The sequence below is a fragment of the Streptomyces sp. NPDC005393 genome (assembly GCF_040606675.1).
In the GTDB taxonomy this organism is placed as follows: Bacteria; Actinomycetota; Actinomycetes; order Streptomycetales; family Streptomycetaceae; genus Streptomyces.
The window spans coordinates 1-12,193 of sequence record NZ_JBEXFG010000092.1 but is presented as its reverse complement, the minus strand read 5'-3'; the positions used below and the strand labels follow the sequence as shown (position 1 = coordinate 12,193).

General features: G+C 64.2%; 14 protein-coding genes, 1 tRNA gene and 1 pseudogene. 10 read left to right on the top strand and 6 right to left on the bottom strand.

Annotation, left to right across the window (positions count from 1 at the left end; genetic code table 11):
* The coding region (locus ABZS71_RS34910; RefSeq protein ID WP_356216722.1) for a GntR family transcriptional regulator at positions 1-672 on the bottom strand (672 nt) is incomplete at its 3' end.
* 87 nt (positions 673-759) lie between these two features.
* Between ABZS71_RS34910 and ABZS71_RS34905 the strand changes: the two genes are divergently transcribed.
* From ABZS71_RS34905 to ABZS71_RS34895, 3 genes are read left to right on the top strand one after another with little or no spacing between them, the layout of a single operon-like run.
* Complete coding sequence (locus ABZS71_RS34905) at positions 760-1,191, top strand: NUDIX hydrolase (RefSeq protein ID WP_356216720.1); 432 nt, start codon at positions 760-762, stop codon at positions 1,189-1,191.
* Positions 1,192-1,236: 45 nt separating this feature from the next.
* Positions 1,237-1,653: an ATP-binding protein gene (locus ABZS71_RS34900; RefSeq protein ID WP_356216718.1), complete on the top strand. Its 417-nt coding sequence runs from the start codon at positions 1,237-1,239 to the stop codon at positions 1,651-1,653.
* On the top strand, positions 1,650-1,937 hold the full coding sequence (locus ABZS71_RS34895; RefSeq protein WP_356216715.1) for a hypothetical protein: 288 nt from the start codon (positions 1,650-1,652) through the stop codon (positions 1,935-1,937). The genes ABZS71_RS34900 and ABZS71_RS34895 overlap by 4 nt, the downstream gene beginning before the upstream one ends.
* A 1,080-nt stretch (positions 1,938-3,017) precedes the next feature.
* Here ABZS71_RS34895 and ABZS71_RS34890 read toward each other — a convergent pair.
* Positions 3,018-3,371, bottom strand: coding sequence for a helix-turn-helix transcriptional regulator (locus ABZS71_RS34890; protein WP_356216712.1), 354 nt, complete (start codon positions 3,369-3,371; stop codon positions 3,018-3,020).
* Between the two features lie 431 nt (positions 3,372-3,802).
* A complete protein-coding gene (locus tag ABZS71_RS34885; RefSeq protein ID WP_356216709.1) occupies positions 3,803-4,714 on the bottom strand; it encodes a hypothetical protein in 912 nt (303 codons plus the stop codon).
* A gap of 279 nt (positions 4,715-4,993) precedes the next feature.
* Between ABZS71_RS34885 and ABZS71_RS34880 the strand changes: the two genes are divergently transcribed.
* Entirely contained in the window at positions 4,994-5,659 is a 666-nt protein-coding gene (locus ABZS71_RS34880; protein ID WP_356216706.1) for a hypothetical protein, read from the top strand.
* Between the two features lie 230 nt (positions 5,660-5,889).
* Here ABZS71_RS34880 and ABZS71_RS34875 read toward each other — a convergent pair whose 3' ends face one another.
* Positions 5,890-6,816 carry a GntR family transcriptional regulator gene (locus ABZS71_RS34875; RefSeq protein ID WP_356216703.1) on the bottom strand — a complete coding sequence of 309 codons (927 nt, stop codon included), beginning with the start codon at positions 6,814-6,816 and terminating at the stop codon, positions 5,890-5,892.
* 453 nt (positions 6,817-7,269) lie between these two features.
* Here ABZS71_RS34875 and ABZS71_RS34870 point away from each other — a divergent pair, with 453 nt between their 5' ends.
* Positions 7,270-7,479: a hypothetical protein gene (locus ABZS71_RS34870; protein WP_356216701.1), complete on the top strand. Its 210-nt coding sequence runs from the start codon at positions 7,270-7,272 to the stop codon at positions 7,477-7,479.
* 173 nt (positions 7,480-7,652) lie between these two features.
* Positions 7,653-7,743 (top strand) — tRNA-OTHER (locus ABZS71_RS34865).
* A gap of 44 nt (positions 7,744-7,787) precedes the next feature.
* Here ABZS71_RS34865 and ABZS71_RS34860 read toward each other — a convergent pair.
* Together ABZS71_RS34860 and ABZS71_RS34855 are read right to left on the bottom strand one after the other, a co-directional pair.
* A pseudogene (locus tag ABZS71_RS34860) lies at positions 7,788-9,453 on the bottom strand (tyrosine-type recombinase/integrase).
* A gap of 79 nt (positions 9,454-9,532) precedes the next feature.
* A complete protein-coding gene (locus tag ABZS71_RS34855) occupies positions 9,533-9,859 on the bottom strand; it encodes an SUMF1/EgtB/PvdO family nonheme iron enzyme (protein WP_356216724.1) in 327 nt (108 codons plus the stop codon).
* A gap of 32 nt (positions 9,860-9,891) precedes the next feature.
* Between ABZS71_RS34855 and ABZS71_RS34850 the strand changes: the two genes are divergently transcribed.
* From ABZS71_RS34850 to ABZS71_RS34835, 4 genes are all read left to right on the top strand, one after another.
* Entirely contained in the window at positions 9,892-10,122 is a 231-nt protein-coding gene (locus tag ABZS71_RS34850; RefSeq protein WP_251770713.1) for a hypothetical protein, read from the top strand.
* Positions 10,100-10,612 (top strand): DUF6879 family protein, encoded by a 513-nt coding sequence (locus tag ABZS71_RS34845; RefSeq protein WP_356216698.1) that lies wholly within the window; start codon positions 10,100-10,102, stop codon positions 10,610-10,612. The genes ABZS71_RS34850 and ABZS71_RS34845 overlap by 23 nt, the downstream gene beginning before the upstream one ends.
* 27 nt (positions 10,613-10,639) lie before the next feature.
* Complete coding sequence (locus tag ABZS71_RS34840) at positions 10,640-11,485, top strand: helix-turn-helix transcriptional regulator (RefSeq protein WP_356216695.1); 846 nt, start codon at positions 10,640-10,642, stop codon at positions 11,483-11,485.
* Between the two features lie 95 nt (positions 11,486-11,580).
* Positions 11,581-11,967 (top strand): hypothetical protein, encoded by a 387-nt coding sequence (locus ABZS71_RS34835; protein ID WP_356216692.1) that lies wholly within the window; start codon positions 11,581-11,583, stop codon positions 11,965-11,967.
* Positions 11,968-12,193: the final 226 nt, after the last annotated feature.

Here is a 12,193-nt window from a genome sequence, read left to right as displayed (position 1 = left end):
CGGCACACCGGAGGCGAGCTGGAGCGTGCGCACCTCGGCAGGCGAGGGCATCCGGGCCCGGATCTCCTCGTCGAAGTGGTCCAGGCGGTGCCCCAGCTCTTCCAGCCGGGCGTAGATGCCACCGGGGCCGGGGTTGGGCTGAGCGATCGGGGTGTTCCGGGCGAGGTCGAGCGGCAGATAGGAGGTCGCGAACTCCACCGGATGGCCATCCAGCAGATACCGGCGCCGCCGAGCGAGCACCTTGCGCGGCGAGCCCAGCCGGGCGGAGATGTCCGGCGAAGGCCGCTCCTCCTTCACCTCCAGACTGTCCACCTCCGGGCGACTCCCCGCGGCTTCCGCCTCCACCGTGAAGGCCGCCTTCCCCTGATCGCGATGCCGCCGCGCGAACCGGTCGGAGGCCAGCCGCCGCACGGGTGGCCGGGGCCGCACAAACACACCCTTGCCATGCTCGGAGACCGCCAGCCCTTCCTGCTGGAGCAGCGAGAGCGCATTGCGGACAGTCATGCGCGACACCCCGAAGTGCTCCACCAGCTCCGTTTCCGAGGGCAGCTTGTCACCCTCCCGGAAGCGCCCCTTGTCGATCGCCTCCCGCAGCGCATCGGCGATCTGCCGGAACACGGCCCGGTCACTCGTCGGATCCAATACACCCAGGGTGGAAGTCAGGGAAGGCATGTACATGTACTCCTTTAGGTGTCTAGACGAGCGGCTGGCTCGTGTTGCTACGGTGGAGAGCCTAGCCAGCCGAGAGGGCCGAGGAACGTGAGCACTGAGCGCCCGCACTCCGTAAGCGTCGCCGGAGTCATCGTCGACAGCGCGGGTCGTGCGCTGCTGATCAAGCGACGGGACAACGGTAAGTGGGAGCCGCCCGGCGGCGTGCTCGAACCCGGAGAAACCATCCCCGACGCGCTTCAGCGCGAAGTCCTCGAAGAGACCGGCATCAAGATCGCGCTTCCCGCGACCCTCACGGGCGTCTACAAGAACATGACCGGCCTGATCGTCTCCATGGTCTTCCGCTGCGAGGCGATCGACGGCACCCCGACCACGGGAGCGGAGACCCGCGCCCTGCGCTGGGCCACCCGTGACGAGGTCAGCGAGCTCGCCGACGAGGCATATGCGATCCGCGTCCTTGACGCACTCGACAGCACATCCCCGCCGGCCGTCCGCGCCCACGACGGCGTGCGACTCATCTAGCACAAACCCACTGTCCACGGCCCCTACCAGCATGAAGGAACTTGTATGGACGAGTATATGAGCAGCCCGCGAGTTTGGGGCCTGATGTGCCCAGGTTCCCGAGAAGAGGTCACCCGCGCCCGCCGCTGGACCCGCGACATCCTCAGCGGACACCCCTGCGTGGACGACGCCGAGCTGATCGTCGGCGAACTCGGGAGCAATGCCCTCACCCACACCGCGAGCGGCAGCGACTTCGGCACCTTCCACCTCACGCTGTCGCTGTCACCTCAGACAGTCGCGATCTCCGTCAGCGACGCCGGAGGACAGCCCGAACCCCGCATCACCGAGGCCGACCCGTACGACACCCACGGCCGCGGATTAAGCATCGTCATGGCCCTCGCCTGCCGAGTGGACATCACCGGCAACCAGCACGGCCGCACCGTTACAGCCCAGCTCGTAGCCCAACAGAAGGCCGACCGATGACACGTCCCAAGTACAACGACGGCTGGGACCTGGACCAGCTCCACCGCGACGAGATCACCGTGACGATGAACTGGGTCATCCGCACCTGCCAAGAGATCATCCGCGACCACTGCCACAAGACCTTCTGGCTCCCCACCGGAACCCCGACCGGCACGGCGCCGACCACGGACCACCTCATCCACTCGGCCCGCACCGACGTGCTCAACAAGCTCCGACGCCAGATCGACGGCGCCGAGAGCATCATCAACAACGCCGAGAACGAACGCACCAAGCGCAAGCAGTGAGTTACAACCTTCTCTACGGGTTCAAGCCCCGGCTGCGCTCCGCTCCGCCGGGCGCGCTCCCGGCTCCGCTGCGGGCGCCGCTCCTGCCTTCGGCCCGCTCCGCCCGCGCTGCGCCGACGCGCGCCCTGGTGAGGATTGGCCGGCGGCATGAGGCCAGAACACATCGTGGCTGGGGCGGTCGGCTCCACGGCTTTAGGCAGCCACTTTGGCGCGAGCCTCGAAGATCATGGCCCCAACGTCGTGCTTTACCGGGCAGGTCCACAGACTGCCCGACGCGCCGGAAGCTTACGGGGCCATGATCACTCGCGCCAAAGCAGCTCCAGCCCAAAGCCGCTACGCCGACCTCGTACGGCTTCCTCGCGCGGCATCAAGAGCCGAGTGAACAGCGTTAAAGCGAGCCCATGACGCCAGAGACCGCCCCGATGAATGAAGCAACCGACGCTACGGTAACCACGGACGTCAGGGCGAGAATACCGGAGCCGAAGTACGCGCCGGGAATCATCGACCACCGCCGGGCGATGAGCAACTTCGCCCGATACCACCTGTGCTGCCGAATATGGCAGCCGAGCATCAATCCGTTGCCATTGTTTCGACAGCCTCCCCTGCCACCGCGTACTGGGACGCCGCAGGTCGTACGTGATACAAACGCGAGATAGAGGGCAGAGACCATTGACAGCCCAGCTACCACAGCAGGCATCACCCCACTGAACCAACTCGCAACTGTCATCCCGAGGACGGGCAGCCCCAAGGCCGAGGCCGGGAGCCGAAGGACGAGAGAGATGCTCGACGACCCCTCTTCCCCGTCATTGCAACGACGCTGAGACCGTGGACCACCGTAGAGACTCCTCATGCTCCAAGTCGCACCCACGACGATCGATAGGGCGGTAACGAGCTTAAGGAGCTTGCCGGGCCGCTCATGAAGTAGAGCTATCCACTCCTCCGCATATCGCTCAGAGGTATCCGTGTCACCGAATCGACAGGCTGCCCATCGAAGCATCTTTTGGGCTAGCCACGGACAGATGTCAACGAACTCATTGGCCAGCAACCCGAGCGCTAGCGGTACTAGGAGTTCGCTATTCGTCACTGAGCGCTCACCCAATTCCGAACGAATCCGAGCAAGGGGCGCGCCTGACGGGGTCCAGTTTCTTGATTCACTCGCCCACGTCGCTCCAGGAGCAGAGACCTAGCGCTGGAAGCCCCGTCCCCGGTAAGCCGATAGAAACGTCGCCGCGGCCGCCCGGCTTCAGGGTTCTCCGCCTCCCAATCGCTCTCAAGCCATCCAGCTTGCTCCAGTCGAGCCAGGATGGGATATACGCTCCCCGTAGGCCTCGCCGCAGCCTTGGCGACCGCGAAGCCATGCATCTCGCCGCCACCCCCCAGGAGAGCTTCCAGTACATCGAGCGTTGCCGACGTGATCTTGAACGGAGGACTCATGACGCTAACTCTACATATAGAGAGTTGACTTCGGGAGCGCTTCCGGAAGTTCCGTTGCGATCAGCGGCACCGACCTCCTGGACCGTCGCAGTACGGCAGCGAGGTGCCACGCGGTTCGGCCCGTGCCACTCACGTGCCAGAACGGACGGGGACTCACGGGGAACCGAGGTTTGCAGGGGCGAGTTCGGCGGACTCTCACCGAGGCAGGGAACCGGCAGGTCACGCCCGTGACCGCCCAACCTCGCTCCTAAAGCGGGTGTCGCAGGTTCGAATCCTGCCGGGGGCACCAGCCAAAAGGCCCCGGACCGATCATGGTCCGGGGCCTTTGACATCAACTTTTGACCCCATGAACCACGCCCGCTCCACGGTGTGTGGGTCGACGGCAGACGGGATGGGAGCTGGGGAGAGTGGTGGTGAGGGTGATGTCTGCCCTAGCGGCATTCACTCAGACGCCGGAGAAACCTCTTGAGCGTGGTCAACAGCTCTTGCGGGTTCTCGATGACCTCCACGGGGATCCGATCGACGTACGCGATCCCAGCATCACGGAGCAAGTGATCCCGCGTCGTGTCCATGGCCCGACGCACGCGATGATCCGGCCCGTCGATCTCCAGTACACCTGCCCTACCTCGGTAGGTAACGAGCAGGTCAGGCTCCCAGGTGTGACCCGGTACCCTGCCATTCGGCAGCGGAAAGATCGAAATAGTTTCCTCAGCAGGGAGTCCCTTCTCCTGCATGTGCTTGAGGGCCTGATAGACCCGCTGCTCGCCAGCATTGGTGAAGGCGAGCCGATCCAACAGCCACTGAGGCTTCTCGGGCATCGTGCGTCGCGCCTGATTGGTTGGCCGATCGGTACTCATCATCTCTTGCAGCCGCGTGCGCCAGTCTGGCCCGACCTGCGGCAGGGTCTCGCGGAAGCCGATCCAGGTGACGCCGTAGTCGAGACGGCTGCTGACCCGCTCGAACACCTCTTTGAGGTGTTCTCTTGCCTCGCTGGTGAAGGCTGCTTCGTCACCCGGGTCAATCTCAAGCCAAAGATCATCCGTCCGCGAGTCCCAGTCATGCTCAATCAGCACATTGCGGACGCGGAGGAGCAGATTCACATGCGCGGAGTCACCTCGCTGAGACAGGAGCGCCGCCATGTGGCCAAGGAGCGAGTCCGCCTTGACGCGCTGCTTCTCTTCGTCAGTGGTCCACGAGTCGTTGATGATCTCCTCGTAAGTGCGAGCACGCTGCGGGGTGCTCGATCCCCCTTCTCGCGCCGGCTGCTCCGCCAATGCCCCTCCCCAGGTCTCGCGGCTCAGTTCGAAGCTACCTGACACCTGTGACAACGGAGGCTGGATCATGCGTAAATGCTCGCGTGAGAGCCGAGGAGTTCAGCGCTGGACAACGAGGGCCGTTCGAACTCTCCAGGCGCGGCAGCGGGCCACACGTGCCCCCTGCGTGCCCGGCCCAAAGGCACGAGGCGGGTAACAGCGGGGAGTCACGGTGACTGGACCAGGAAGACGCAGGTCAACGTCTCGCCAGGTCAGGCCGCATCCGCATACGCGATCTTCCAAACTGGGGCGCTAGCGTTCAAGCGCCGTACTTGGCTGGGTAATCGAAGGTCCACCGACCTACGAGGCATGCACACTGTCCTGATGGAAGGTGCATGGGGGTACTTGCTCGGCGCTCTGGTCACTGCTCTGAGCCTGCTTTTCAACCAGTGGAGATCAGACCGCCGGGATCAAGCGCGTATGGAGCACGAACGGCAGCAGGCGCAGGCCCTCCAGCTGAGCCAACAGGCCGAAGAGCAAGCGCGATGGGCCCGGGAAGACGCGCGTCGATGGGTGGCAGAGCATCGTCAAGCATCACTCGACCTGCTGGAAAAGCTTGAGCCTTGGGTGCAGCACCTACGGAGTTGGGGTCACCCATTCCCACACGACACCACCGACGAGATCGAGGCTCAACGCCAGGACCTTCGACGCTACGACTGGAAGCAGGCGTCCCACGACGTTGGCCAAGCGTGGGCCACCCTGCAACTTGTTGGATCTGACCCAGTGCGTGACGCCTTCAAAGCCCTCCAAGGTCAGATGTATGTCGGCATAGCGCTCACTCTGGATCCGATCAACCAGGACCAGCTGGACAACTGCGTGAACGAGATCAACGCGCGCTACGAGCGGCTACTCCGGGCAATTCGATCCGATCTTGGGGTGACCGCGCCACAGCAGCGAGATGGTGCAGTACAGCAGAGAAGTACAGCAACCACCTCGCCCCCGGCCGACCCTCACGAACCCCAGACGACCAGCTGACGTCCTCGGGAGGCCTCAGCGACTGCTACGCCCGTAGTTCGGGACGAAGAGGTCGTGCCAGACGCGTGCCAGGTTGTGCGGGGAACCACGGGGAACACCGGGGTATGAGCAGCGGCCCACCAACGTGCTGGCACCCGTCTGGTCAACGGGCCGACCTGGGGCAGAAGACACGAGCTTCCCAAGCTGAGGGCGTCTCGAAGGGCTAGCCGTTTCGCCGTGCCGAACACTTGCTACGTAAGTTTGAGTTCCGTAGCAACGGTCACCCAAACCGAGTCGAACCACATCATCGATTGTTCCACAAAGGTGGCTTCTCGATCTCCTTCGGAATCCTGAGAGAATCTTCCCAGCATCCCTATTCCCGCGCGCGAGGCGTCATAGATATCCACGATCGTGTCGGAGATCTCCTCTTCGTGACGGGATATCAAGCAGTAGGAGAAAAGTGTTTCGGATCTATTTATAATATAGATCTCCGCCATGGGCGTGAAGGGGATTGCACGAAAACTGACGCGCACATCGATCCCGTGTGAAGCGCGAAGCGCCGTCAGCGCACTCCTTATTGCCTGCCCTTGAGTGTTGCGCTGACTAAGCCAATGGTTACGTACTAGTGAATCTTCCGAGAAGATCACGGGCACAGGAAATGCAAGTTTCATGCTACGGCTAGGTAACATCAGGCGCATCTCCACAATCTGAGGTCGCACCGTGCCAGCGTACACCTGCTGGATAGGGCCGGCCAAGGCAAGCGAAAGAGTTTGCCCGGTCAGGCAGACAGCATCGATCTGCACCCTCTCCCTCGAGAATGCTGATGACAGTCGCTCACTGAGGCCGATACTGGTCGGCGTCCAGGTGGGGGTCGGCTCAGCAGTTTGATATTCCGCTTCGCCTGGTTGGGGGGCGCGCGCGATCTCCAGCAGGTTGATCCACTCACGGGCGAGAGGTTGAGGGAGTCCCGCCCAGTCGCATAGCACAGCTACGACTCTTAGGAGTTCGTGCGGTTCTCGGGGTGCGTGATTGCCACGACGCCAGTCGCTGAGCGTGGCCACCGGGACACCAGTCTCCCGGCTGATCCGAGCCAAGGTCAGACGAGTGCCGGACTCAGCCAGGCGATCGCGGGCGGCATCCCACACCTCGGAGAGCTTGATCAGAATCGGCGAACTCACGCAGCCCTCTCAGTCCTCACGGTTCCGAGTCGGAGGTTCCGACTCGGAAATGAGTCTAGGGGCTCGGATTCCGGGTTGTTACGGCATTTCCGACATCCCTGGTGCCGAAGTCCTGCTGAGGCGCCAATGAGAGTCAGCAGCGCGGCGTCGGGCCCGCTGATCCGTCCTAGGGGGCTTCGTGGAAAAGTGCAGGCAAGGCAAAGCGATGGTCCGACGTTTGGGACGCGCCGCCATGTTTGGCATGGTACGTGGCGCCAGCACCGCCATCGGAACGGCAGGAGTAGCCGCGATCATCTGGTGGTTTCAAAGCCTTTGACACCTTTTGGTGTGACCAGACACACCACAACTGGCGCTCCAGAGTGGATCAGCTGACCGCGAGTGCGAAACAAAGGAAGTCGGCTCACAAGTTGAGCCGACTCCCGACCGCGCGAGGTTGCCGGACAGCAACCACCAGTGGCGCCGTCATCCACCCGCCGCCGCCTGGCAGTACGTCACACCTCCAAGGTCCGCCACGAGACCGACTCGCTGAAGCCGCCGGCCGGTCAGACCTGCAAGCAGGGTCGTCGTGTCCTCGCAGAGACGAAGACCGCCTTGGCGCTCGGCGAGGTGGAGAAGGTGCAGGCGTTCGGACGGTGGTACGAAACGGTCCGCAGACCCCTTTGAAGGCACGTACACAAGTCCCCCTTCGCCGCTGAATCACCGCAGCCCTCCAAACGAGTCATCCGCGTGCGACCCGTTCGTACGAAGACTGCTCGGAGAAACCAATGACATCTATCGCTGACATCAACAAGCAGAGACCGTGACGTACTGAGGCAGCCCTACACGGATTTGGCACTGCCTGCCCGTACCGAGGTACGGGGCAGACACAGCCGCTCGATCGAACTCCTAAAGCGGGTGTCGCAGGTTCGAATCCTGCCGGGGGCACCACGCATTACGCCGCTGACCTGGGGTTTCTCCCCCAGGGAGGCGCCCTACTCGGCCTCGGACTCCTCGTCCGGGGCCGTTTGCGTGAGCGGTGCGTGAGCGGACGGGGAGTTGATCTCCCGAATATCTCCCAATGGATCAGCATCATCCGGCACGGCCTCCGGGCCGGACCTCTCCGCGCCGTCGGGCTTCGGCTCCGCGTCGGAAGCGGTGTCCTCGGAGGTGGCGCGTGCTCGCGGCACGAGCCGGGCTGCGGCCTCGGCGATCGCCAGGTCCGCCTCGGGGAGCAGGCTCGTGTACGTGTCCGACGTGATGGTGATCGAGGAGTGGCCGAGCATCTCCTGGATGTCCTTCAGGTCGGCCCTGGCCGCGTGGGCGAGGGTCGCGGCACCGTGTCGGAGGTCGTGGAGGCGGATCGGCGGGAGTCCGATTTCCTCGTACAGCTCGATGAACCGCCGCGTGACGTTGGCGGGATGCAGCGGCTCTCCGTTCTCGCGGGTGTAGACCCTTCCGGTCTCCACCCAGGCACTCCCCCACTTCTCACGGTCCTGGTCCTGCTGGGCACGGTGCCGCTTCAAGGCTCGGACCGTGTCGGAGTCCAGCGCAATGGAGCGCGCGCCGACGTCGGTCTTGGGGTCGTCCTCGTATACCTCCCAGCCGTTGACCACGAGTTGCTTGGCGACCGTGATGAGTCCGGCGTCCAGGCGGGTGTCGGTCCACCTCTGGCCGCACGCCTCGCCGCGCCGCAGTCTACGGAATGCGATCAGGTGGAACAGCGCATACAGGCGGTCTTCCGCGACGTGGTCGAGGAAGAGGCCGGTGTGCTCCGGCGTCCAGACCATCACCGGCGAAGGCTTCTCGCCGGTGCGCTTCCAGTGAAGGATGCGCTCCTTGGTCCAGACGAGCGCCTTGGGACGCCTTCCCGCCTCCAACTCGACATGGGCGGCGGGGTTGAAGGTGATCAACTGCTGCGCGATCGCGGCGTTCAGCGCGGCCCGCAGGGTGGAGCGGACGCGCTGGCGCGTCGCCGGACCGACGATGCGGCGGTATGGCTCCATCTCGGCGATGGCGGCCTTCATCGCCTTGCGCCGGGCGCGGGGGTCGCGCCCCTTCCAGGGATCTGTGCGAGGTCTTCGAACGCCTTGCGTCGTGCGGCGTTCCCTTCGGCGATCTCGACGTTGTCCTCGGCTATGGCCTCGAACATCTGCGATAGGTGGGTGACCCGCAATCGGTCGAGCCGGAGGTGTCCGATCTTCGGTTTGAGGTGTACCCGGATGTTGCTCTCGTCGCGGCTGATGGCGCTCTGCCGCCCCTTCTTGCCGGCCAGCCACATGTCCAGCCACTCGCCCACAGTGAGACGGTTGGTCAGGTCCAGGCCGTGGCTGAGGCGCCTGCGGGTCGCCTCGATGTCCGGCAATGGTGCCTTCTCGTCGGCCACCTTCTCCAGCATGTCGGCGATCTGGGTCAGGCCCTCGGCGTCATCGGTGTCGGCGAGGCCGAGAAGTGCGCGGACGTGATCAAGGTCCGTCTGGGCGGCCTTGAGGCTGTCGTAGCCAGCGCGGCTGAAGCAGCGGCGGGTGCCGTCCTCGCGGGGCGGGAGCTCTTGGCTATGAAATAGGAGCCCTGCTTGCGGTCGGTGAGCTTGGGGCACTTCTTGCCGAGCGGCTTGCCGGTCCAGGTCCTCAGCGATCCTGCGTGGGACGCTCTCGCCACCGCTCTCACAGATGCCGAGCACTCCGGCCACGTCCCCGAGGTCCGCGACCTATTGGGTGTCCAAGAGCAACGCCCTGTCCTACGCCTCGTGCAGTAGGGGGTGCGTTGGCTCGCCGAGGATCAAGCCCGCTTCATACCCCAGCAGGCCACGGGCGGCCCTCTCCCATCGTCCGCTGTTCGGTAGCAGTTTGCCGCACCAGACGGCGTACGTTGCGGCATCGTGCCAGGTCACCCAAACATCCGGGTGGCCCAAGAGACTGTCCGGGTACGGTCCGCCCGAGGTGGACCGCGTCCGTGCGTCTGCGCGCCGTCGACCAGGTTTCCGATCAGGGTCGCCGCCCGAAAGTCCTGGCAAGTTCGGGCAAGTTCCTGGCTCAGCAGCCGAGTCACGGGCAAGCTCTGGCACAGAGATCGTTACCGGCACCCGAGGAGGTCATCATGGCCCTGATCAAGCTCGGTAAGGACCCGGAGAGCCCCAGCGGCGGCTCCCCCACCGTCTACCTCGACGACGAGAAGGACACCTACGTCGTGCAGGGGTGGAAGGTAGAGGACGACGAGCGGCTCGGGCAGATGGACATCCCCGGACATGAGACGGTGGTAGAGATCCCCCGGCGCATGGTGCAGTTCTTCCAGGAGGTGAAGAAGGGTGACGAGGACCCCGACGTTTGAGGAGCTGTTCCGCGACTGCCAGAGGACTGCGGTCCACCTGGAGATGCGTGACGCCTACATGAAGTCGGACCCGGCCTTCATCGACTGGAAGGCCGGCGTGGTCCTTGATCCGGCCGCGCGCTGGGCCGACTGGCACGCCATCGTGACGGAGGCGACCTCGCGAGGTGTCGAGGTTCGGCGCGCCCGCGTCGTGTCCACCCCGGCCAGCGAGTACATCCGCTTCGAGTACGACGTGACTGACGGGCTGAACATCGCTGCCGGCGAAAGCGTGCGGTGGCTCTCGCGGCGCAACGCGACCGACATCGCACTTCCGGGCAACGATTTCTGGTTGTTCGACTCCAGTCTCGTACTCGTCAACCACTTCGACGGCGAGGGCGAGAACATGGAGGTCGAACTCACGGAGGATCCGGAGGTGGCGAAGCTGTGTGAGTCGGCCTTCGAGGCCGTATGGAAGCGGGCAACGCCGCACGCAGGATTCGAGTTGGCCTGACAGTCCGAACAGCACCGTCACACTGACATGACATCGCCATCTTCGAGCGTCCAGGAAGCCCGCAAGGCGCTCGGGCAACGCCTGGCCGAGATCCGGCAGGCAGCCGGACTCACCAAACGAGCGCTGGCCCAGTGCCTGGGTTGGCATGAGTCGAAGGCTTCACGCTTCGAGAGCGGCACTCGCGCCCCCTCGGAGCGTGACCTTCGCGATTGGTGTTCCGCGTGTGGCGCGGAGAACGAGACCGAGGATCTCATCTCCACAGCCCGCGGAATCGAGGGCATGTACATCGAGTGGCGCAAGATGGAACGCCATGGGCTCAAGTGGGCACAGGAGTCCGTGGTTCCTCTCTGGGAGCGAACCGAGCGCTTTCGCATCTACTCGCCCTGGCTCATCCCCGGCCCCGTGCAGACGGCGTCGTACATCACCGCACTTCTGACCTCTATCCGTGACCGCCGAGGACTCATCGACGACGTGCCAGCGGCCGTAAAAGTGCGCGTGGAGAAGCAACAGGTCGTCTACGGGAAGCGTAAGTTCGCCATCCTCCTGGAAGAAAGCGTCCTGCGGTACCGCATCGGCGGCACTGAGGTGATGGCGGGCCAGCTCGGCTATCTCCTCAGCGTCATGGCCCTCCCGTCGGTGAGCATCGGCATCATCCCCCAGGACGCCGACCGCTCCGGCCTGTGGCCCGTCGAGGGATTCTTCCTGTACGACGACGAGCTGGTGAACGTCGAACTGATCTCGGCTCACCTCACCGTCGTCCAGAAGAACGAGCTTGCCATGTATGCCAGGACGTTCAGCGAGCTGGCCGAACTTGCCGTCTACGGCCCCGCCGCACGTGAACTCATCACCGGTGCCATCGAATCTCTAGGGTGAACGTCCGGCAAGTTCGGGCACAGTCGTGGAGCCCTACCCCTGCCCTTTCCTAGCTTTATTGGCACGGATGAAAGCGTGCTCGGGAAGGGTCAGCGGTGGCTGTGGCAAGTACGGGCAAGGCACTGGGGGCGGCCAAGGACGCTGAGGTCGACTTCTCCCTCATCGACGTGGCGGCTATCTCCTGGCAAACGGATATCGTCCTCCGTTTGCGGATGGGCACCACGACCCGCGCGGCAATGGACAGGCACTTGCCGAAGATGGCAAACGAGTTGAACCGTCTGCTCGGTGAGGACTTGGGCGCCGAAGACGACTGCGAGGTGCGGGAGCTGATCCGCGAGGGGACGAGACTGATCGACCTCACGAATCGGCCGACCGTCGAAACGCCTACGTTCGGGACTTTCGTGTACCTCCGCGATATCGCCCTTCTGACGCGACGGCTGCTGTGGATCTACTCCGAGCGGAACGGGCTGAATGCGCCGTGAGAACCCGATGAGTGCTCGAAACCAGCGGCTCGTCTACGTAATTTGCCTCATCGCAGTCGGCGGCTCCCTCCCGCTGGGCATCTGGGGAGGCTGAATGTACGAGCACCGGACCAAGGAGCAGCCCTCCATACCGGGTCTTCGAAGTTGAGCGGTGTGCCCTTTGCGTGTACTGACTGGCAGTCACTGCGCGTGATGGGTAGGGCTGTTGGTGGCCCTGGACGCAGGA